The following is a 19,385-nucleotide window of genomic DNA, read 5'->3' on the forward strand; positions in this document are numbered from 1 at the left end:
GGCTGGGACTCCCCCACGTAGTCGGGCCCACCCTGCGCCGCCCCGCTCACCCGGACCCGCAGTATCAGGCCGAACGGCCCGTCCCCGAAGCTCTCGGCGACGCTCTGCGAAAGGTGCGCGACGAGGTAGTAGGAGCCGGCGAAACGCATCGCACCGACCTGGCCGATGGCGGAGTGACGGTTGGCGTGGTCGACCGGCGGCAGGGGAGGCAGGCTCCCGGACTTCTGGTCGCCGTCGTAGCCGATGCCCACGTCGGCGACGCGGCCGCGCGCCGGGTTGTACAGGTCCAGGTCCAGCGCGTCGCTCATGTAGCCAGTGCCTCCGGAGGCCGAGCTGGCGAGGTCGGCGGTGACCTGGAGCTGCTGGCCCCAGTCGACCGGCACCTCGTAGAAGAGCGTCTGGCCGGGCGTGATGTCGTCCCGCCAGACCCCCTGGTCGAGCGGGGTGGCCCCGGCGAATCCCGCACCGCCCGGGCGGCGCTCGGCCTTCCCCTGGGGCGGCTGGGGCGAGGCGGAGTTCCACACCTCGGGTGCGCTGGTGGGCCCGGTCTTCGCCGTCCGTGGCTCCGTCGTGGCGACGAGTTCCAGATCCCAGGCGTCGGGCGAGGAGCCCTCGCCCTTCGGGTCGACGCGCTCGACGAACACGTAGTAGGTCCCGGCCTCCCGGCACAGCGACTTGGTGGGCGAGATCTCGCGCCGGCCCCACGCCGCGATCGGGTGCGGGCTGCGGGCGGCACCGAAAGTCGCGGTGTCGCTGGAACAGGGAGTGCCGTCGCTGTCCTGCACGGACACCCTGAGCCCGTCGATGAGGGAGACGGTGCTGCCGGGGGAGGGGACGGCGGTGACGGAGACGTACGCGTTCGACGTGGCGTCGAGCTGGAGGCTGTAGCTGATCTTGCCGCTGCTCGGGAGGGAGCTCTTGTAGGCCGTGCCGGGCGTCAGCAGTACGGCGTCACCGGTGCTCCTCGCCCCCTCGATGCTCCGGGCGTCGTCGGCGAAGGCGTACGGGCTAGACGACACCGCCGTACCGGGGGCTCCGGCGGCGGCCAGGGCGGCTTGTCCGGGCATCACGGCCGCCGTACCCAGCACCACCGCCACGACTCCCAGGCGCGCGACCACCGACGGGCTGCGACCGCGCCACGCGCCCGCACGCCCCCACGCCGTACGACACCGTCCCCTCACGCGCCACCCCTCACGTCACCGGACCGCAGAACCGTCGTGAAACCGCAAACCGTGGAACCGTGGCCCATCCTGCCCCGCCGCCGCGTCCAGCGTCCCGCCGTCCCCGTGAACACACAAAACCCCGACCGCGAGGCGGCCGGGGTGTGCTCGTTTTGAGTCGTGACTCACGAACCCGTGGGCACGGAGTCAGTCGCCTCCGTCCACAGGTCCTGCTCGGCGCGATCCGCCTGGATCTGGCGGTACACGAGGAGCCCGCCGATGGCGGCCAGTGCGACCAGGAGAAGCTTCTTCACCGCGCGACCTCGTCTTTCGTTGACGTAGGGGACCTCTGGCGCCCGACTATACACACCGACCGATACCGATCGGTGACCTGAGTCGGCCCTCAACTTCCGTCCCGGCAACCGGCATAGAAGCGGAGTACGCCGCTCCGACCGGAGAGTGATCACACGCCGACGGACGGTTAATTCGACCGCTCTTCTCCTCCTTCCTCACGTTTTCGCCCTACTTGCGCCCATCCGGGTGGCGTTCATCTGAACATCGATGCGCCACGGGCATCGGTCCACCACTTCTCGGTCCTCATACACATCATGAGGAAAGTACGCAAATCGCCCAACCCGAAAGTGAGGGGTTATGGCCCTGAACAAGGTCATGAAGCTGTGGACCGCCATCGTCACCGCCTTCCTCGCGCTGTGCACGACGCTCGGATTCATCACCACGACCGCCGCCGCGGCGGTACCGCAGCCCGAGCAGAAGCGCAACAGCGCGCTGATCCCGCAGCAGCGGACGGCGCCGGCGACGGCCCCCTGGTCCTTGTCCTACGCCAAGGCCCTGCCCCCCACGATGAAGCAGCGCATCCACGCCGAGGCCCACGGCAAGTCCCCGAGCTGCCGCCACCGCCCGCTCGCGGACACGACGGCGTCGCCCACCGCCGACTGCACCGACGACGACACCGACGGCGATCCAGCGGACCATCTCACTCCGCTGCAGCGCTGATATCCCCGTCAGAGTTCCCGGCGACCCGCGTACAGGCCCGACGGCTCCGAGGAGCCGCCGGGCCTTCTTCATCTACTGATGCCGGCTGGTCCCACAACCTGGCTGGTGAGGCTGACCGACTGGAAGCGCTGGAGGGTCAGCCGTCGTCACAGGGGCCTCATGGATGGCAAAGACCCCCAGTCGATACCGACTGGGGGTCTTTTCGCTGGTGGGGCTAACAGGATTTGAACCTGTGGCCTCATCCTTATCAGGGATGCGCTCTAACCAACTGAGCTATAGCCCCGCCGCGCTCTGCGGTGTGTGTGTCCCGCGCGCTGACTCCTGAAGATTAGCGCACGACATGGGCAGTCCCAAAATCGGTTGTCGGGACACCGGCACCCGCCGCCGACGAGGGATCTACGAGGGGTCTACTCGTCCTCGGCGAGCGTCAGCTCCACACCGCCCACGAAGCCCGCGGACAGGTTGTAGATGAACGCGCCGAGCGTCGCGAGGGCCGTCGCCAGGACGACGTCGATGACCGCGATGACCGACGTGAACATGAGGACGTTGGGCAGCGACAGGAAGGCCTGGAGGTCGAAGCCGTTCGACTCGTTCGAGCCGGTCGCCTCGGAGATCGTGCCGCCGACCGTGGAGAAGACGCCCATGGCGTCCATCACCATCCACAGCACGGCGGACGCCACGATCGTGCAGATGCCCAGGGCGATGGAGAGCAGGAAGCTGACCTTCATCACCGACCACGGGTCGGCCTTGGCCACACGCAGGCGGGCCTTGCGGACGCGCGGCGTGGTGCGGGCACCGGTGCGGGGACGCCGTGCGGCACCGGCGGCAGCACCGATTCCGGCACCGCCCGCGGCGGGCTGCGCCGGATAGGCCTGCGGCGGGTGGTACGGCCCGGCCTGCTGCTGCGTCTGCCGTTCCCCCGGCAGGGGGGAGGCCGTCTGCGCGGCGGTGCCCTTCTCCTGCGCGGCCGGCTCGGGCTGCGGCTGGGCGCCGGATGCGGACGGGCCCGCTCCAGCGGTGTGCTGCTGGGTCTGCGGACCTCTGGTGTCCGTCACGGTTCCCCCCTGTGATTCATGCCTGTCAGGCGAGGACGAGTCCTTGGTCGGGGACTTGATCGCCTTCAGGTTGGTCGTGTGCGGGTCCGCCGCACGCGCGGCGGAGCCACGGCCGCCGTCGTCCGTGTCCGTACCCTTCGAGGTACCCCTCGGTCCGGCGCCCGTGGCTCCGCTCACGCTGACTCACTCCTCGTGCTACTCGGCCGAGGGCGCCTCACCCTCGTCCGTGCCGGTGGTCGCGGCACCTTCGGCGGTCTCGTCGACGACCACGTCGCCGTCGACCTCCTCCGCCTCGCGTCCCGCTTCGGCGTTGCGTGCGATGCCGACAACGGCATCGCGCTTGCCCAGATTGATCAGTTGGACGCCCATGGTGTCACGGCCGGTTTCCCTGATCTCGTTGACTCGCGTACGAATCACACCGCCGCCCAGCGTGATGGCGAGGATCTCGTCGGTCTCCTCGACCACCAGAGCGCCGACGAGAGATCCACGGTCCTCCACGATCTTGGCGGCCTTGATGCCGAGGCCGCCGCGACCCTGGACGCGGTACTCGTCGACGTTGGTCCGCTTCGCGTACCCGCCGTCGGTGGCAGTGAACACGAACGTACCGGGTCGAACAACATTCATCGAGAGCAGCTCGTCGCCCTCGCGGAAGCTCATGCCCTTGACACCCGAGGTGGCACGGCCCATGGGACGCAGGGTTTCGTCCGATGCGGTGAACCTGATCGACTGCGCCTTCTTGCTGATCAGAAGCAGATCGTCGTCGGCCGAGACAAGTTCGGCTCCGATCAGTTCGTCGTCCGAACCGTCCTCCATCGACCGGAGGTTGATCGCGATCACACCGCCGGAACGCGGCGAATCGTAATCCTTCAGAGGCGTCTTCTTCACAAGTCCGGCCTTGGTGGCGAGGACGAGGTACGGAACCGCCTCGTAGTCGCGGATCGCCAGGATCTCGGCGATCGCCTCGTCGGGCTGGAAGGCGAGCAGGTTGGCGACGTGCTGACCGCGCGCGTCCCGGCCGGCGTCGGGCAGCTCGTAGCCCTTGACGCGGTAGACGCGGCCCTTGTTGGTGAAGAACAGCAGCCAGTGGTGCGTGGTGGACACGAAGAAGTGGTCGACGATGTCGTCTTCCTTGAGCTTCGTGCCGCGCACGCCCTTGCCGCCGCGTTTCTGGGCGCGGTAGTCGTCGGTCTTGGTGCGCTTGATGTAGCCGCCCCGGGTGACCGTGACGACGATGTCCTCCTCGGCGATCAGGTCCTCGATGGACATGTCGCCCTCGTACGGGATCAGCTTGGTCTTGCGGTCGTCGCCGAACTTCTCGACGATCGCGGCCAGTTCCGCGCTGACGATGCCCCGCTGACGGACCGGGGAGGCCAGGATCTCGTTGTACTCGGTGATCTTCGTCTGGAGTTCGTCGTGCTCCTGGACGATCTTCTGGCGCTCCAGGGCGGCCAGTCGGCGCAGCTGCATCTCGAGGATGGCGTTGGCCTGGATCTCGTCGATCTCCAGGAGGCTCATCAGGCCCCCGCGCGCGATGTCGACCGTGTCGCTGCGCCGGATCAGCGCGATGACCTCGTCGATGGCGTCCAAGGCCTTCAGCAGACCGCGCAGGATGTGCGCGCGCTCCTCGGCCTTGCGCAGCCGGAAGCGCGTGCGGCGGACGATGACCTCGATCTGGTGCGCCACCCAGTGGCGGATGAACGCGTCGAGCGAGAGCGTGCGTGGCACGCCGTCCACCAGCGCCAGCATGTTGGCGCCGAAGTTCGTCTGCAGGTCGGTGTGCTTGTAGAGGTTGTTCAGCACGACCTTGGCGACCGCGTCCCGCTTCAGCACGATGACCAGGCGCTGGCCGGTGCGGGAGGACGTCTCGTCGCGGACGTCCGCGATGCCGCCGACCTTGCCGTCCTTGACCAGGTCGGCAATCTTCTGGGCGAGGTTGTCCGGGTTGGTCTGGTACGGCAGTTCCGTGACCACCAGGCACTGGCGGTTCTGGATCTCCTCGACCTCGACGACCGCGCGCATGGTGATGGAGCCGCGGCCGGTGCGGTACGCCTCCTCGATGCCCCGGCGGCCGACGACGAGCGCGCCGGTCGGGAAGTCCGGGCCCTTGATGCGCTCGATGAGCGCGTCCAGGAGCTCCTCGTGTGAGGCCTCGGGGTTCTCCAGGTACCACTGGGCACCGGCGGCGACCTCGCGCAGGTTGTGCGGCGGGATGTTGGTCGCCATGCCGACCGCGATGCCGGCCGAGCCGTTGATCAGCAGGTTCGGGAAGCGGGCCGGCAGGACGGTCGGCTCCTGGGAGCGGCCGTCGTAGTTGTCCGTGAAGTCGACGGTCTCCTCATCGATGTCACGGACCATCTCCATCGACAGCGGCGCCATCTTGCACTCGGTGTACCGCATCGCCGCCGCCGGGTCGTTGCCCGGGGAGCCGAAGTTGCCGTTGGAGTCGACGAGCGGCATGCGCATCGACCACGACTGGGCGAGACGCACGAGCGCGTCGTAGATGGAGGAGTCGCCGTGCGGGTGGTAGTTGCCCATGACGTCGCCGACGACGCGGGCGCACTTGTAGAAGCCGCGCTCGGGGCGGTAGCCGCCGTCGTACATGGCGTACAGGACGCGGCGGTGGACGGGCTTGAGGCCGTCACGGACGTCCGGCAGCGCACGCGAGACGATGACGGACATCGCGTAGTCGAGGTACGAGCGCTGCATCTCCGTCTCGAGCCCGACGGGCTCGACGCGCATGGCCAGGGCGTCACCCTCGGGCGTCGTCACGGGAGTGTTGTCGTCGGTCATTGCTGGTGAAGATCCTTCCTGGTGCGGTCAGCTGAGACCGACTCAGATGTCGAGGAAGCGGACGTCCTTGGCGTTGCGCTGGATGAACGCGCGGCGGGCCTCGACGTCTTCGCCCATGAGGACCGAGAACAGGTCGTCGGCCTGGGCGGCGTCGTCGAGGGTGACCTGGCCGAGGACGCGGTGCTCCTGGTCCATGGTCGTGATGCGCAGCTCCTCGGCGTTCATCTCGCCGAGGCCCTTGAAGCGCTGGACCGAGTCGTCCCGGATGCGCTTGCCGGCCTGGCGGCCCATCTCGATCAGGGCGTCGCGCTCGCGGTCGGAGTACGCGTACTCGAAGTCGTCCTTGCCCCACTTGATCTTGTAGAGCGGCGGACGGGAGAGGTACACGTGCCCGGCCTCGACCAGGGGCCGCATGAAGCGGAACAGGAAGGTCAGCAGCAGGGTGTTGATGTGCTGGCCGTCGACGTCGGCGTCCGCCATGAGGATGATCTTGTGGTAGCGGAGCTTCTCGATGTCGAAGTCCTCGTGCACACCCGTGCCGAACGCGGAGATCATCGCCTGGATCTCCTGGTTCTGGAGGATCCGGTCGATGCGCGCCTTCTCGACGTTGAGGATCTTGCCTCGGATCGGGAGGATCGCCTGGTACTGCGGATTCCGGCCGGACTTGGCCGAGCCGCCGGCGGAGTCACCCTCGACGATGAAGATCTCGCACTTGGTCGGGTCGTTCGACTGGCAGTCGGAGAGCTTGCCCGGCAGGGACGCGGTCTCCAGCAGGCCCTTACGGCGCGTCAGGTCGCGGGCCTTGCGGGCCGCCACGCGCGCGGTGGCCGCCGCGATGCCCTTGCGGACGATGTCCGCGGCCTCGTTGGGGTTGCGGTCCAGCCAGTCGTTCAGGTGCTCGTAGACGACCCTCTGGACGAAGGTCTTGACCTCGGTGTTGCCCAGCTTCGTCTTCGTCTGGCCTTCGAACTGGGGCTCGCTCAGTTTGACCGAGATGATCGCGGTCAGACCCTCGCGGATGTCGTCACCGGTGAGGTTGTCGTCCTTCTCTCGCAGCAGCCTCTTGTCGCGCGCGTACTTGTTGATCAGCGAGGTCAGCGCGGCCCGGAAGCCCTCTTCGTGCGTACCGCCCTCGTGGGTGTGGATGATGTTGGCGAAGGAGTACACGCCCTCCGTGTAGCCGCTGTTCCACTGCATGGCGACCTCGAGGGACAGCTGCCTGTCCTTGTCCTCGGCCTCCAGGTCGATGACGGTGGGGTGAACCGCCTCGCCCTTGCGGGAGTTGAGGTACTTCACGAAGTCGACGATGCCGCCCTCGTAGTGGTACGAGACGTGCTTGACCTCGTGCTTCTCGTCCTCGCCGGCCTCGTCCGCGCCGGCCGTGGCCTTCGCCGACTCGCGCTCGTCGGTGAGGTTGATGCGCAGGCCCTTGTTGAGGAACGCCATCTCCTGGAAGCGCCGCGACAGCGTCTCGAAGGAGTAGTCGGTGGTCTCGAAGATGTCCGGGTCGGCCCAGAAGGTGACCGTGGTGCCGTGCTCGTCCGTGGGTTCGTGCTTGGCGAGCGGGGCCGTCGGGACGCCCAACTTGTAGTCCTGCGTCCACCGGTAGCCGTCGGTCTTGATCTCGACGGAGACCTTGGTCGACAGGGCGTTCACGACGGAGACACCCACGCCGTGCAGACCGCCGGAGACCGCGTAGCCGCCGCCCCCGAACTTTCCGCCCGCGTGCAGGACCGTCAGCACGACCTCGACGGCCGGCTTGCCCTCGGAGGGGACGATGCCGACCGGGATGCCACGGCCGTTGTCCACGACCCGTACGCCGCCGTCGGCGAGGATCGTCACGTCGATCGTGTCCGCGTATCCCGCGAGCGCCTCGTCGACGGAGTTGTCGACGACCTCCTGCACCAGGTGGTGCAGGCCGCGCTCACCGGTCGAACCGATGTACATGCCGGGTCGCTTGCGGACCGCGTCCAGACCCTCGAGGACGGTGATGGCACTTGCGTCGTACGAAGCAGTAGCGGAGGCCTCGGCGACTCCAGCCATGGCCTCGACGGACGGGTTGTTCTCGTTGGGGTTGCCGGAATCGGCCACGAAGCGCCCTTTCTGGCACAGCACGAGCCAGGCTCGTCGGCGGGTTGCCGGAGCGGCTGCGGCATGTTGCGTTGGTAAGCCTTGATCAGCGTTGCTCAGCTTTTCCCGGACGGTCCCCACGATTGGGGCGGGATTGCCTCCAGTCTACCGGTAGCACTGACACTGATGGGGGTTTGCCGGTACCTGAGTCCGCATGTGCCGCCCTCAACCGGTCTTCCCCGACTCCCGATATGCGGATGGGGGCTCCAGGAGGCTCACGGAGGCACTCAGCGCTTCCGGCCGTCAACCCTTGGCTACTTCGGAGTCAGGTCGCTATTCGCAACCGCGTGCGGCGGTGCGAAGAGCGGGGCGCCGGGGCTCCGAGCGGGCCGTCGGCAGCGACTTTTGTGATGTCAGTCACTTGTTGTCGACCGGTGGGAAACGGGCGCCGTTCGGGCCCTCACGGAGCCTCCGGACAGCCTCCGGGAAGGGCTCCCGTCAGCCGTAGGTGTCGCCGGGACCGGTGCTGCCGGGGGCGCGCAACGGGCCGTAGCGGCGGGTGGGGGCGCCCGGGCCCTGCACCTTGATCATCTTCACCGTGCCGTGGCCCAGATCCTCGTTCAGGCGCGCGACCAGGGTCGGGGCGAGCAGCCGGAGGTTCGTCGCCCAGGCCGTCGAGTCGCAGCGCACGGACAGGACGTGCTCGTCCTCGTCGTACCTCTCCGGCACACAGTGCTTGGCCACGTCCTCGCCGACGATCTGCGGCCAGCGGCCCATCACCCCGCCGACCGCGGCCGGGGCCTCCCAGCCGCGCTCGGTGATGAGCCGGTTGATCGCGGAGCCGAGCGCCATGGGGTCGCGGCGGTCGGCGCGCGCGCCGGAGCGCAGTCCGCCGCGGCGCGCCTGTTTCTTCTGCTGCGCCGCGTCCCCCCGCGCGCGTGCGGCTTCCTTTGCGGCGCGGAGCGCCACGCGCGCGAGGTCGACGCCGGACGGCTCGGGCGACCGGGGCCCGGGGGCTTTCCCGGACGGGTTCTCCGGTGTGTTTTCCGGTGTGCTCTGCGGTGTGTTTTCCGTCATACGCGCTCCACCGTCCCCTCGGACACGGCGAACCGCACCCCGGACAGCACATGCGGTACGTCGTCGTCGACCGCGGCCGTCACCAGGACCTGCTCGCCCGGCGCGACCAGCTCGGCGAGGCGCTTACGGCGCCGGGTGTCCAGCTCGGCGAACACGTCGTCGAGCACCAGCACCGGCTCGTTGCCCTCCGCGCGCAGCAGGTCGTAGGAGGCGAGGCGCAGCGCCAGGGCGTAGGACCAGGACTCGCCGTGCGAGGCGTACCCCTTGGCGGGCAGCTGGCCGAGCTTGAGCTGGAGGTCGTCCCGGTGCGGGCCGACCAGGGTGACGCCCCGCTCGATCTCCTGCTTGCGTGCCTCGGCGAGCGCGGCCATCAGCTGCTCGTACAGGTCCTCGCGCGTGTGCGCCTCGCCCGGCGCGGACGGCTTGTACTCCAGGGCGATCGGGCCGCCGCCGGGGGCGAGCTGCTCGTACGCCTTGTCGGCGAGCGGCTGGACCGCGGCGATCAGGTCCAGGCGCTGGGCGAGCAACTCGGCACCCGCGCGCGCGAGATGCTGGTCCCAGATGTCGAGCGTGGACATGTCCACACTGCGGCCGCCGTGCCGGCGGGCGAGCGCGGCCGACTTCAGCAGGGTGTTGCGCTGCTTGAGGACGCGCTCGTAGTCGGAGCGGACCCCGGCCATGCGCGGGGAACGGGCGGTGATCAGCTCGTCGAGGAAGCGGCGCCGTTCACCGGGGTCGCCCTTGACCAGGGCGAGATCCTCGGGTGCGAACAGCACGGTCCGTACGATCCCCAGCACGTCACGCGGCTTGACCTGCGAGGATCTGTTGATACGGGCCCGGTTGGCGCGCCCCGGGTTCAGCTCCAGCTCGACCAGCTGCTGCCGCTCGCCCTGCCGCACCTGAGCCCTGATGATCGCGCGCTCGGCGCCCATGCGGACCAGGGGGGCGTCGGAGGAGACGCGGTGGCTGCCGAGCGTGGCGAGATAGCCGACGGCCTCGACGAGGTTGGTCTTGCCCTGCCCGTTCGGGCCGACGAAGGCCGTCACTCCCGGGTCGAGCGGGACCTCGACCCGGGGGTACGAACGGAAGTCGGCCAGCGACAGATGCGTGACGTGCATGGTCGTTTCGCCGACCTCCCCAACCGTCGGGTGTTGCTTACTTGGTCTCGACCGCGTGGCCGCCGAACTGGTTCCGCAGCGCCGCGATCATCTTCATCTGGGGCGAGTCCTCCTGGCGGGAGGCGAACCGCGCGAACAGCGACGCCGTGATCGCCGGCAGCGGCACCGCGTGGTCTATGGCGGCTTCCACAGTCCAGCGTCCCTCACCGGAGTCCTGTGCATAACCCCGGAGCTTGTCCAGGTGCTCGTCCTCGTCGAGCGCGTTGACCGCGAGGTCCAGCAGCCAGGAGCGGATGACCGTGCCCTCCTGCCAGGAGCGGAAGACCTCCCGGACGTCGGTCACGGAGTCGACCTTCTCCAGGAGCTCCCAGCCCTCGGCGTAGGCCTGCATCATCGCGTACTCGATGCCGTTGTGGACCATCTTCGCGAAGTGGCCCGCGCCGACCTTGCCGGCGTGCACCGAGCCGAAGTCGCCCTCCGGCTTGAGGGCGTCGAAGACCGGCTGCACCTTGGCGACGTTCTCCGCGTCGCCGCCGTACATCAGCGCGTAGCCGTTCTCCAGGCCCCAGACGCCGCCGGAGACACCGCAGTCGACGAAGCCGATGCCCTTGGCCGCCAGCTCCTCGGCGTGCTTCTCGTCGTCGGTCCAGCGGGAGTTGCCGCCGTCCACGACGACGTCACCGGGCTCCAGCAGTTCGGCGAGCTCGTCGATGGTGGACTGCGTGGGCTCGCCCGCCGGGACCATCACCCAGACCACGCGCGGTCCCCTGAGCTTGCCCACAAGCTCTTCCAGGCTGTGGACATCGGCGAGGTCCGGGTTGCGGTCGTATCCGAAGACGGTGTGGCCCGCGCGGCGGATCCGCTCGCGCATGTTGCCGCCCATCTTGCCGAGGCCGACGAGACCGAGCTCCATCAGTTGTGTTCCTTAGGTTCGCAGGTGTCCGAGTGGCGTTGCGGCACTTTCGTACCGTGCCGAGCCTAAACCCGGACGCTCGCGCACATCTGTGGGCATACGCGCTCAGTCGTACGCCCTCACCTGCGGGTTTGCCCCCAGCCTGTGGACAACCACCGGAGCCCGGCCGCTCAGCCGCTCAGCCGCACCGGCATGATCAGGTACTTGTAGGCCTCGTCCGCCTCGGCGTCCACCGCCGGCTTGCCGCTGAGCAGCGCGGGCTTCGTGGACGTCGTGAAGGACAGCTGCGCGACCGGGGAGTCGATGGCGCTCAGGCCGTCCAGCAGGAACGTCGGGTTGAAGGCGATCGAGATGTCGTCGCCCTCCAGCTGGGCGTCGACCCTTTCCACAGCCTGTGCGTCGTCGCTGGAGCCGGCCTCCAGGATGAGCACGCCCTGCTCGAAGCTGAGGCGCACCGGGGTGTTCCGCTCGGCGACCAGGGCCACACGCTTGACGGCCTCCACGAACGGGGCGGTCTCGATCACGGCGATGCTGTTGAACTCCGTCGGGAACAGCGTGCGGTACTTCGGGAGGTCGCCCTCCAGCAGGCGGGTCGTCGTACGGCGGCCGGCGCCCTCGAAGCCGATCAGGCCCTCACCCGAGCCCGAGCCGGACAGCGCCAGGGTCACCTGGTCGCCGCTCGTCAGGGCCTTGGCGGTGTCCAGCAGCGTCTTGGCGGGCACCAGGGCGACCGCGGAGGCTTCCGGGTTCTCCGGCTTCCACAGGAACTCACGGACCGCGAAGCGGTAGCGGTCGGTGGACGCCAGCGTGACCGTGTCGCCCTCGATCTCGATACGGACGCCCGTGAGGACGGGCAGCGTGTCGTCGCGGCCGGCGGCGATCGCCACCTGGGCGGCCGCGGAGGCGAAGACCTCGCCGGGGACCGTGCCCGTCGCGTTCGGCATCTGCGGCAGCGCCGGATACTCCTCCACAGGCAGGGTGTGGAGTGTGAACCGGGAGGAGCCGCACACCACCGTCGCCCGTACACCGTCTGTGGAGATCTCCACCGGCCGGTTGGGCAGGGCGCGGCAGATGTCCGCGAGGAGGCGGCCGGAGACGAGCACCGTGCCCTCCTCCTCGACTTCGGCCTCCACGGACACGCGTGCGGAGACCTCGTAGTCGAAGCTGGACAGGCTCAGCTGGCCGTCCTCGGCCTTCAGCAGCAGGCCGGCGAGGACAGGCGCCGGCGGACGGGCCGGGAGGCTGCGTGCCGCCCAGGCCACTGCCTCCGCGAGTACGTCGCGTTCCACCCGGATCTTCACTGTTGCCGCCTCCTGCTGTTGCCGGCGCTTCTCGCTCTGCCTGGCCCTCGTCGTCTGTCTCGGTGTCGACGGTCCCTGGGATGGGGAGGACACCGGGGACCAGTCTGACGCACCGCACTGACAGTAGGTGCCTGTCGGGGTCAAGTCGTGACGAGGGGCGGTCGGGCGCCGGAGAGCGAGTTGTGCACAGGACCCGCTTCGAAACGAATTCCCAGCTCTCTCTAGTTGGAAGTAGTAGTAGGGCCTGTGGATACGGTGGATAACCACGTTTGCCCAGCTCAGAGCGGGAATTTTGTCCACCGGGCCTGTGGGTGACGGCGGTGGACAACCAGGGGTTTCTGTGGAGAACGGAAAGTTCTGCACACCCCGTGCACAGGGGGAGGCGAGTTCTCCCCAGTGCCGTCCCCAGGTTTACCCACCTTTCCCACAGCCCAACCCGGCACCTTCGTGTGACGCCTTTCACTCGACCCGGTGAGGAGGCGCGTCGCGTTGCCGAACAGTGGACAGCGATGTGGAGAAGCTGGGGATCGCTGGGGACAACCGGCCCCAGCCTGTGGGTTGCCCGTGGACAACTCGATGCACAGGCTGTGGACGCTCTGACTGTCCACAGCCTGTGGAAAACCTTCGTCCACGAATCCACACCCAGGTGACCTGGTCTGATCGTCCTTCACCAGAGACGTCTGTGGACACAGTCTGGACAACTTTCCAGTCCCCAGGGTGTGGACGGGAGAAAGTCGCCGAATCTGTGGAGAGGGGCCGTAACCCGGCAGGTAATTCGAACAGCCGGCGATCACGAGACATGGCGATGGACGGCCCTGACGCGACGAAGGACGGCCCTGACACGACGAAGCACGGCCGCCGCATGACGAAGGGCGCCCCCGGAAACCTGCTCCGGGAGCGCCCTCGGTGGCTTACGGCCGGCTCTGTCAGCCGTTCTTGATGCGGTTGGTCAGCTCGGTGACCTGGTTGTAGATCGAGCGGCGCTCGGCCATCAGATTGCGGATCTTGCGGTCCGCGTGCATGACCGTCGTGTGGTCGCGGCCGCCGAACAGCGCGCCGATCTTCGGCAGCGACAGGTCCGTGAGCTCACGGCACAGGTACATGGCGATCTGCCGGGCGGTGACGAGAGCGCGGCCGCGCGAGGTGCCGCACAGGTCCTCGACGGTCAGCCCGAAGTAGTCCGCCGTCGCGCCCATGATGGCCGTGGACGTGATCTCGGGGGCCGAGTCCTCGCCGCCGGGGATGAGGTCCTTGAGGACGATCTCCGTCAGGCCCAGGTCCACCGGCTGCCGGTTGAGCGAGGCGAACGCCGTGACCCGGATCAGCGCGCCCTCCAGCTCGCGGATGTTGCGCGAGATCCGGGACGCGATGAATTCCAGCACCTCCGGCGGCGCGTTCAGCTGCTCCTGCACCGCCTTCTTGCGGAGGATCGCGATACGCGTCTCCAGCTCGGGCGGCTGCACGTCGGTGATGAGACCCCACTCGAAACGGTTCCGCAGCCGGTCCTCCAGCGTCACCAGCTGCTTGGGCGGCCGGTCGGAGGACAGCACGATCTGCTTGTTGGCGTTGTGGAGCGTGTTGAAGGTGTGGAAGAACTCCTCCTGCGTCGACTCCTTGTCCGCCAGGAACTGGATGTCGTCGACGAGCAGGATGTCCATCTCGCGGTAGCGCTTGCGGAAGCTGTCGCCCTTGCCGTCGCGGATGGAGTTGATGAACTCGTTGGTGAACTCCTCCGAGCTCACGTACCGCACCCGGGTGCCCGGGTAGAGGCTGCGCGCGTAGTGGCCGATCGCGTGCAGCAGGTGTGTCTTGCCGAGCCCGGACTCCCCGTAGATGAACAAGGGGTTGTACGCCTTCGCCGGTGCCTCGGCGACGGCGACCGCGGCGGCGTGTGCGAAGCGGTTGGAGGCGCCGATGACGAACGTGTCGAAGAGGTACTTCGGGTTCAGGCGCGCGGTGGGCTCACCCGGGCCGGTCGCCGGCGCGGGCTGCGCGGCCAGCGGGCCGGGCGCACCGGTCGTGGGCAGGTTCGGGCCGACGGGGCCGCCGCGGTGCACGTGCCCGGAGCCGGCCGGCGGCTCGGGCGGCTCCCGGCGGACCGGGTCGCGCTGGTCGTAGTCGGGGCGTGATGTGTCGTAGTCGGAGCGCGGCTGGTCGTAGGAAGGGCGCTCCATGGACTGCGGGCGGTAGTCCTGGGACGGGGAGCCGTAGGAGTCCTGGGGGGACGAGCCGTACGAGTCCTGCGAGCCGTGGGATCGCTGTGATCGATGGGATCCCTGTGATCCACGGGATCCGTATGAGTCCTGCGACGACCCATGGGATCCGTACGAGTCCTGGGATCCGTACGAGTCCTGTGAGCCGTAGTTGTCCTGGCTCGGTGACGCGTACGGGTCACGCTCAGGGAAGCCCAGGCGCTGCTGCTGCCAGCTGTATTCGTCCTGCGTCGGCCGCGGCCAGGAGCCGGGCTCGGGGCGCTGGTACTCGGACGGGTACGCGGGGCGGGGGTTGGGAAGTTGATCTCCGCGCGTAGGCGGAAGCTGGTCGCCGGCATTACCCGGCAGCGGGTCGGCGCGGTGGCGGCCGTACCCCTCGTAACCGTCGCGGTCCTGGCGCGCGGCCGGAAGCTCGGGCTCCTCGTAACGCGACTGGGGACGGGCCTGGGGCGCCGACGTGGCCGGGGGCTCGCCCGCGGAGTCGTCGACGGTGATCGCGATCCGGATCGGGCGGCCGCACTCGCGGCTCAGGGTCTCGCTGACGACGGGCGCCAGGCGGCCCTCGAGTACACCCTTCGCAAATTCGTTCGGTACGGCGAGCAGGGCCGTGTCCGCGACCAGCGCGAGCGGCTGGCAGCGACGGATCCAGTGCTCGTCCTTCGCCTCGACGCCCTGGCCGCGGCCCTCCCCGAGGAGCTGCTCCAATACGCGTGGCCACACTGCGGCAAGATCGGCAGGTACGTCAGCCACAGGGCACGCTCTCTCACAGGTCCCACGAACGTGTGGTTCTGGGACGGCTCGGGATGTAAATCGGGTGGGTCAGAGATAAGGGAACGAATCGGAGTTCCGTCACGGTAGTCAGGGCGGCCGCTGCGGTTCAAGTTGTTGTCCCCAGCCTGTGGACAAGTGTCTCCGGGTGGCTGCCGGTTTGACCGGATGGCGTAGCCGCGCGTACCGTAACCAGGTCGAGTTGTCGATGGCTGCTGCCGCCTGCCTCCGATGGGCACAGATCATTTGGGTGATCGGTCAGCGGTGCACTCGGGCGTAACTGCGAGCTACTCGTGGGCGCACGGTGACAGCCAGGACGGCACCCCGCAACCACCGATTCTTTCTGGAGCCCCCGAGTGAGCAAGCGCACCTTCCAGCCGAACAACCGTCGTCGCGCGAAGACCCACGGCTTCCGGCTGCGTATGCGCACCCGTGCCGGCCGCGCGATTCTCGCGTCCCGCCGTAGCAAGGGTCGCGCCCGTCTGTCCGCCTGATCCCGGTCAGGTCATGACATCGTGCTGCCCACCGAGAACCGGCTGAGGCGGCGCGAGGACTTCGCGACCGCGGTACGGCGAGGACGCCGGGCAGGACGCCCGTACCTCGTCGTCCACCTTCGAAGCGGTGCCACGGACCCGCATGCGCCTGGGGAGAGCGCTCCCCCGACGCGTGCGGGTTTCGTCGTGAGCAAAGCCGTGGGCGGTGCGGTCGTACGCAACAAAGTGAAGCGCAGGCTTCGCCACCTGATGCGCGACCGAGTCGCCCAGCTGCCCCCCGGTAGCCTGGTAGTGGTACGAGCGCTGCCCGGTGCGGGCGACGCCGACCATGCACAGCTGGCCCGAGACCTGGATGCCGCCCTCCAGCGGCTGCTGGGAGGGGGCGCGCGATGAAGTACCCGCTGCTTGCTCTGATCAAGCTCTACCAGTGGACGATCAGTCCGCTGCTCGGGCCGGTCTGCAAGTACTACCCGTCGTGCTCCCACTACGGCTTCACGGCCATCGACCGGCACGGTGCCATCAAGGGAACGGCACTCACGGCCTGGCGCATCCTGCGGTGCAACCCGTGGTCGCTGGGCGGTGTGGACCATGTCCCGCCGCGCAAGCGCCCGCGGTGGCACGAAATGCTGCGTAACGCGTGGCGTGCACGCAAGGGCGGGCCCTCCGCCGCCGTCCCGGCCACCGAGGGACAGACTTCTCCCACAAGTCAGTCCGGTCCTTCGAGCCAGGCCGCAGAGACACCGTCCCATGCCCAAGGAGCATGATTAGTGGACACGATTGCCAGCCTCTTCAGCTTCATCACCACACCCGTCTCCTGGGTCATCGTCCAGTTCCACTCGGTGTACGGCGCCCTCTTCGGGCCTGACACCGGATGGGCCTGGGGCCTGTCGATCGTGTCCCTGGTGATCCTGATCCGTATCTGCCTGATCCCGCTCTTCGTGAAGCAGATCAAGGCGACCCGGGCCATGCAGACGCTGCAGCCCGAGATGAAGAAGATCCAGGAGCGCTACAAGAACGACAAGCAGCGTCAGTCCGAAGAGATGATGAAGCTGTACAAGGACACGGGTACCAACCCGCTGTCCTCGTGCCTTCCCATCCTGGCGCAGTCCCCGTTCTTCTTCGCCCTGTACCACGTGCTGAACAGCATCGCGTCGAACGACACCATCGGCGTGATCAACACCAGCCTTCTGGAGAGTGCCCAGAAGGCGCACATCGTCGGTGCGCCGCTGGCGGTGAAGTTCACCGACAGCGCGTCGAAGGTGGAAGCACTCGGTGCCTCCCTCACCGACGTCCGCGTGGTCACCGCCGTCATGATCGTCCTGATGTCGGCGTCGCAGTTCTTCACGCAGCGCCAGCTGATGACGAAGAACGTCGACACCACGGTGAAGACGCCGTTCATGCAGCAGCAGAAGATGCTGATGTACGTCTTCCCGATCATGTTCGCCGTCTTCGGTATCAACTTCCCCGTCGGTGTCCTCGTCTACTGGCTGACCACCAACGTGTGGACCATGGGCCAGCAGATGTACGTCATCCACAACAACCCGACGCCGGGTTCCAAGGCCCAGGCCTCGTACCTGGAGCGGCTGCACAAGCACGTCACCACTCACGGCAAGGTCAGCCGGCGCCGTGACAAGGTCATCATCAAGGCGATCGTCGCCAAGGGACGCGACCGCAACGAGTTCGAGCGCAAGTTCATCAACGGCCTGAACAAGGCCGGCCTCGCCGCCCAGACCGACGGCACCGTGATCAAGAGCGACACCGCTGTCGCCGTCGAAACCGAGGACGGTACGCCGACCACCGGCACTCCGAAGCGGCAGCAGCCCAAGCGGCAGACCAAGGCGCAGCGGCAGTCCGGTGTCACGAAGGCGTCCGGCGAGTCCGAGCCGAAGACGTCGCTCACCAAGTCCGACGAGCCGGAGGACGCCAAGCCCGCCGCCGCTGCCAAGAAGGGCGGCGCGAAGTCCGGCAGCGGTACCCGCAGCAAGGCCCAGTCCGGACAGCGCAAGGGTCCGCAGCGGCCCAAGTCCCCGTCCAAGAAGTAAGAAGGAGTCCATCCCGTGACGGAAGGCACCACCTCCGCCGCTGCCGAGGGTGCAGACACCCTGACCCGCCTGGAGCAGGAGGGCGAGATCGCGGCGGACTACCTGGAGGGTCTGCTCGACATCGCCGACCTCGACGGCGACATCGACATGGACGTCGAGGCCGACCGTGCCTCTGTCTCGATCATCAGCGACACGGGCAGCCGCGACCTGCAGAAGCTCGTCGGCCGTGACGGTGAGGTGCTGGAGGCGCTCCAGGAGCTCACCCGTCTGGCCGTGCACCGTGAAACCGGTGACCGCAGCCGGTTGATGCTCGACATCGCGGGATACCGCGCCCGGAAGCGCTCCGAGCTGTCCGAGCTGGGCGCCAAGGCCGCGGCCGAGGCCAAGAGCAGCGGTGAGGCCGTGAAGCTGGACCCGATGACGCCGTTCGAGCGCAAGGTCGTGCACGACGCGGTCAAGGCCGCGGGCCTGCGCAGCGAGTCCGAGGGCGAGGAGCCGCAGCGCTTCGTCGTCGTGCTTCCCGCCTGATCGGCCCCTACGTTCCCCGGCCCCGTCTGTTGCGCAGGCGGGGCCGAAGTTTGTCAGCCTGATAGTTCTGGTGGTTCTGGTGTCGGCGCTGAGTGCGTTGACACGTACGGAAGGACGGTCCCCCGTGACGGAGGCAGCGGAGCTTCCCCCCGCGCCCGAGCAGGCGCGCGAGGTGTTCGGTGATCGCTTCGCGGATGCGGTGCGGTACGCCGAGCTGCTCGCCGAGGCGGGCGTGCAGCGCGGCCTCATCGGCCCGCGTGAAGTGCCCCGCCTGTGGGAGCGGCACCTGCTGAACTGCGCGGTGCTCTCGGAGGTCGTGCCCGAGGGCGTGACGGTGTGCGATGTCGGCTCCGGCGCCGGCCTCCCCGGCATTCCACTGGCGCTGGTCCGGGAAGACCTGAAGATCACGCTGCTGGAGCCCCTGCTGCGGCGTACCAACTTCCTCTCCGAGGTCGTGGAGCTGCTCGGCCTCGATCATGTGACCGTCGTGCGCGGCCGGGCCGAGGAAGTCATGGGGAAGATCCAGCCCGTCCACGTGGTGACGGCCCGAGCCGTCGCACCCCTCGACCGCCTCGCTGCGTGGGGCATCCCTCTGCTACGGCCGTACGGGCAGATGCTCGCACTGAAGGGCGACGCCGCCGAGGACGAGCTGAAGAGCGCGTCAGCGGCCCTGAGCAAGCTCGGTGCGGTGGAGACGTCCATCCTGCATGTCGGTGAGGGCGTGGTGGATCCGATGTCCACGGTGGTACGGGTCGAGGTCGGGGAGAGCCCCGGCGGTGTGCGCTTCGCCGCGAAGCGCGCCAAGGCGGCCCGCACGGGGCGTGCCCGCCGCCGACGCTGAT

Annotated in this window: 17 protein-coding genes and 1 tRNA gene; 7 read left to right on the forward strand and 11 right to left on the reverse strand. The window is 68.3% G+C overall.

Annotation, left to right across the window (positions count from 1 at the left end):
• Together CA983_RS01950 and CA983_RS47525 are read right to left on the reverse strand one after the other, a co-directional pair.
• Window positions 1-1,067: hypothetical protein (locus CA983_RS01950; protein WP_341866631.1), on the reverse strand; the 1,067-nt coding region annotated here is incomplete at its 3' end.
• A 278-nt stretch (window positions 1,068-1,345) separates the two neighbouring features.
• On the reverse strand, window positions 1,346-1,474 hold the full coding sequence (locus CA983_RS47525) for a DLW-39 family protein (RefSeq protein ID WP_003999697.1): 129 nt from the start codon (window positions 1,472-1,474) through the stop codon (window positions 1,346-1,348).
• Between the two features lie 337 nt (window positions 1,475-1,811).
• Here CA983_RS47525 and CA983_RS01960 point away from each other — a divergent pair, with 337 nt between their 5' ends.
• Complete coding sequence (locus CA983_RS01960) at window positions 1,812-2,174, forward strand: DUF6344 domain-containing protein (protein ID WP_086599119.1); 363 nt, start codon at window positions 1,812-1,814, stop codon at window positions 2,172-2,174.
• A gap of 206 nt (window positions 2,175-2,380) precedes the next feature.
• Here CA983_RS01960 and CA983_RS01965 read toward each other — a convergent pair.
• From CA983_RS01965 to dnaA, 9 genes are all read right to left on the reverse strand, one after another.
• Window positions 2,381-2,457, reverse strand: a tRNA-Ile gene (locus CA983_RS01965).
• A gap of 124 nt (window positions 2,458-2,581) precedes the next feature.
• A complete protein-coding gene (locus tag CA983_RS01970; protein WP_086599120.1) occupies window positions 2,582-3,406 on the reverse strand; it encodes a DUF3566 domain-containing protein in 825 nt (274 codons plus the stop codon).
• 18 nt (window positions 3,407-3,424) lie between these two features.
• Window positions 3,425-6,019 carry a DNA gyrase subunit A gene (gyrA, locus tag CA983_RS01975; protein WP_086599121.1) on the reverse strand — a complete coding sequence of 865 codons (2,595 nt, stop codon included), beginning with the start codon at window positions 6,017-6,019 and terminating at the stop codon, window positions 3,425-3,427.
• Between the two features lie 42 nt (window positions 6,020-6,061).
• The gene (gyrB, locus tag CA983_RS01980) at window positions 6,062-8,110 is read right to left on the reverse strand and encodes a DNA topoisomerase (ATP-hydrolyzing) subunit B (protein ID WP_086599164.1); all 2,049 of its coding nucleotides are present in this window, start codon (window positions 8,108-8,110) and stop codon (window positions 6,062-6,064) included.
• Window positions 8,111-8,587: 477 nt separating this feature from the next.
• Window positions 8,588-9,166 (reverse strand): DciA family protein, encoded by a 579-nt coding sequence (locus tag CA983_RS01985; protein ID WP_086599122.1) that lies wholly within the window; start codon window positions 9,164-9,166, stop codon window positions 8,588-8,590.
• The gene (gene recF, locus CA983_RS01990) at window positions 9,163-10,284 is read right to left on the reverse strand and encodes a DNA replication/repair protein RecF (protein WP_086599123.1); all 1,122 of its coding nucleotides are present in this window, start codon (window positions 10,282-10,284) and stop codon (window positions 9,163-9,165) included. Before recF ends, CA983_RS01985 begins: the two co-directional genes overlap by 4 nt.
• Window positions 10,285-10,321: 37 nt before the next feature.
• A complete protein-coding gene (gnd, locus tag CA983_RS01995; protein WP_086599124.1) occupies window positions 10,322-11,197 on the reverse strand; it encodes a phosphogluconate dehydrogenase (NAD(+)-dependent, decarboxylating) in 876 nt (291 codons plus the stop codon).
• 170 nt (window positions 11,198-11,367) lie between these two features.
• Window positions 11,368-12,498: a DNA polymerase III subunit beta gene (gene dnaN, locus CA983_RS02000; protein WP_086599125.1), complete on the reverse strand. Its 1,131-nt coding sequence runs from the start codon at window positions 12,496-12,498 to the stop codon at window positions 11,368-11,370.
• A 926-nt stretch (window positions 12,499-13,424) separates the two neighbouring features.
• A complete protein-coding gene (dnaA, locus tag CA983_RS02010) occupies window positions 13,425-15,461 on the reverse strand; it encodes a chromosomal replication initiator protein DnaA (RefSeq protein WP_086599127.1) in 2,037 nt (678 codons plus the stop codon).
• Window positions 15,462-15,835: 374 nt separating this feature from the next.
• Between dnaA and rpmH the strand changes: the two genes are divergently transcribed.
• The 6 genes from rpmH (at window position 15,836) to rsmG (ending at window position 19,384) form a co-directional block, all read left to right on the forward strand.
• Window positions 15,836-15,973 carry a 50S ribosomal protein L34 gene (rpmH, locus tag CA983_RS02015; protein ID WP_003956500.1) on the forward strand — a complete coding sequence of 46 codons (138 nt, stop codon included), beginning with the start codon at window positions 15,836-15,838 and terminating at the stop codon, window positions 15,971-15,973.
• Between the two features lie 21 nt (window positions 15,974-15,994).
• Window positions 15,995-16,366, forward strand: coding sequence for a ribonuclease P protein component (rnpA, locus tag CA983_RS02020; protein WP_010032713.1), 372 nt, complete (start codon window positions 15,995-15,997; stop codon window positions 16,364-16,366).
• Window positions 16,363-16,737 carry a membrane protein insertion efficiency factor YidD gene (gene yidD / locus CA983_RS02025; RefSeq protein ID WP_086599128.1) on the forward strand — a complete coding sequence of 125 codons (375 nt, stop codon included), beginning with the start codon at window positions 16,363-16,365 and terminating at the stop codon, window positions 16,735-16,737. Before rnpA ends, yidD begins: the two co-directional genes overlap by 4 nt.
• Window positions 16,738-16,740: 3 nt before the next feature.
• Window positions 16,741-18,015 carry a membrane protein insertase YidC gene (yidC, locus tag CA983_RS02030; RefSeq protein WP_086599129.1) on the forward strand — a complete coding sequence of 425 codons (1,275 nt, stop codon included), beginning with the start codon at window positions 16,741-16,743 and terminating at the stop codon, window positions 18,013-18,015.
• A 15-nt stretch (window positions 18,016-18,030) separates the two neighbouring features.
• A complete protein-coding gene (locus CA983_RS02035; protein WP_086560485.1) occupies window positions 18,031-18,543 on the forward strand; it encodes a Jag family protein in 513 nt (170 codons plus the stop codon).
• A gap of 124 nt (window positions 18,544-18,667) precedes the next feature.
• The gene (gene rsmG, locus CA983_RS02040) at window positions 18,668-19,384 is read left to right on the forward strand and encodes a 16S rRNA (guanine(527)-N(7))-methyltransferase RsmG (RefSeq protein ID WP_086599130.1); all 717 of its coding nucleotides are present in this window, start codon (window positions 18,668-18,670) and stop codon (window positions 19,382-19,384) included.
• Window position 19,385: the final 1 nt, after the last annotated feature.

Origin of the sequence: Streptomyces swartbergensis (genome assembly GCF_002148965.1) — a bacterium.
Taxonomy (GTDB): Bacteria; Actinomycetota; Actinomycetes; order Streptomycetales; family Streptomycetaceae; genus Streptomyces; species Streptomyces swartbergensis.

Bases quoted from the DNA above. Each gene is read 5' to 3' on its own strand.
- CA983_RS01960 (WP_086599119.1), top strand. From the start codon at position 1,812: ATGGCCCTGAACAAGGTCATGAAGCTGTGGACCGCCATCGTCACCGCC.
- gyrA (WP_086599121.1), bottom strand. From the start codon at position 6,019: ATGACCGACGACAACACTCCCGTGACGACGCCCGAGGGTGACGCCCTG.
- gnd (WP_086599124.1), bottom strand. From the start codon at position 11,197: ATGGAGCTCGGTCTCGTCGGCCTCGGCAAGATGGGCGGCAACATGCGC.
- yidD (WP_086599128.1), top strand. From the start codon at position 16,363: ATGAAGTACCCGCTGCTTGCTCTGATCAAGCTCTACCAGTGGACGATC.
- recF (WP_086599123.1), bottom strand. From the start codon at position 10,284: ATGCACGTCACGCATCTGTCGCTGGCCGACTTCCGTTCGTACCCCCGG.
- CA983_RS01985 (WP_086599122.1), bottom strand. From the start codon at position 9,166: ATGACGGAAAACACACCGCAGAGCACACCGGAAAACACACCGGAGAAC.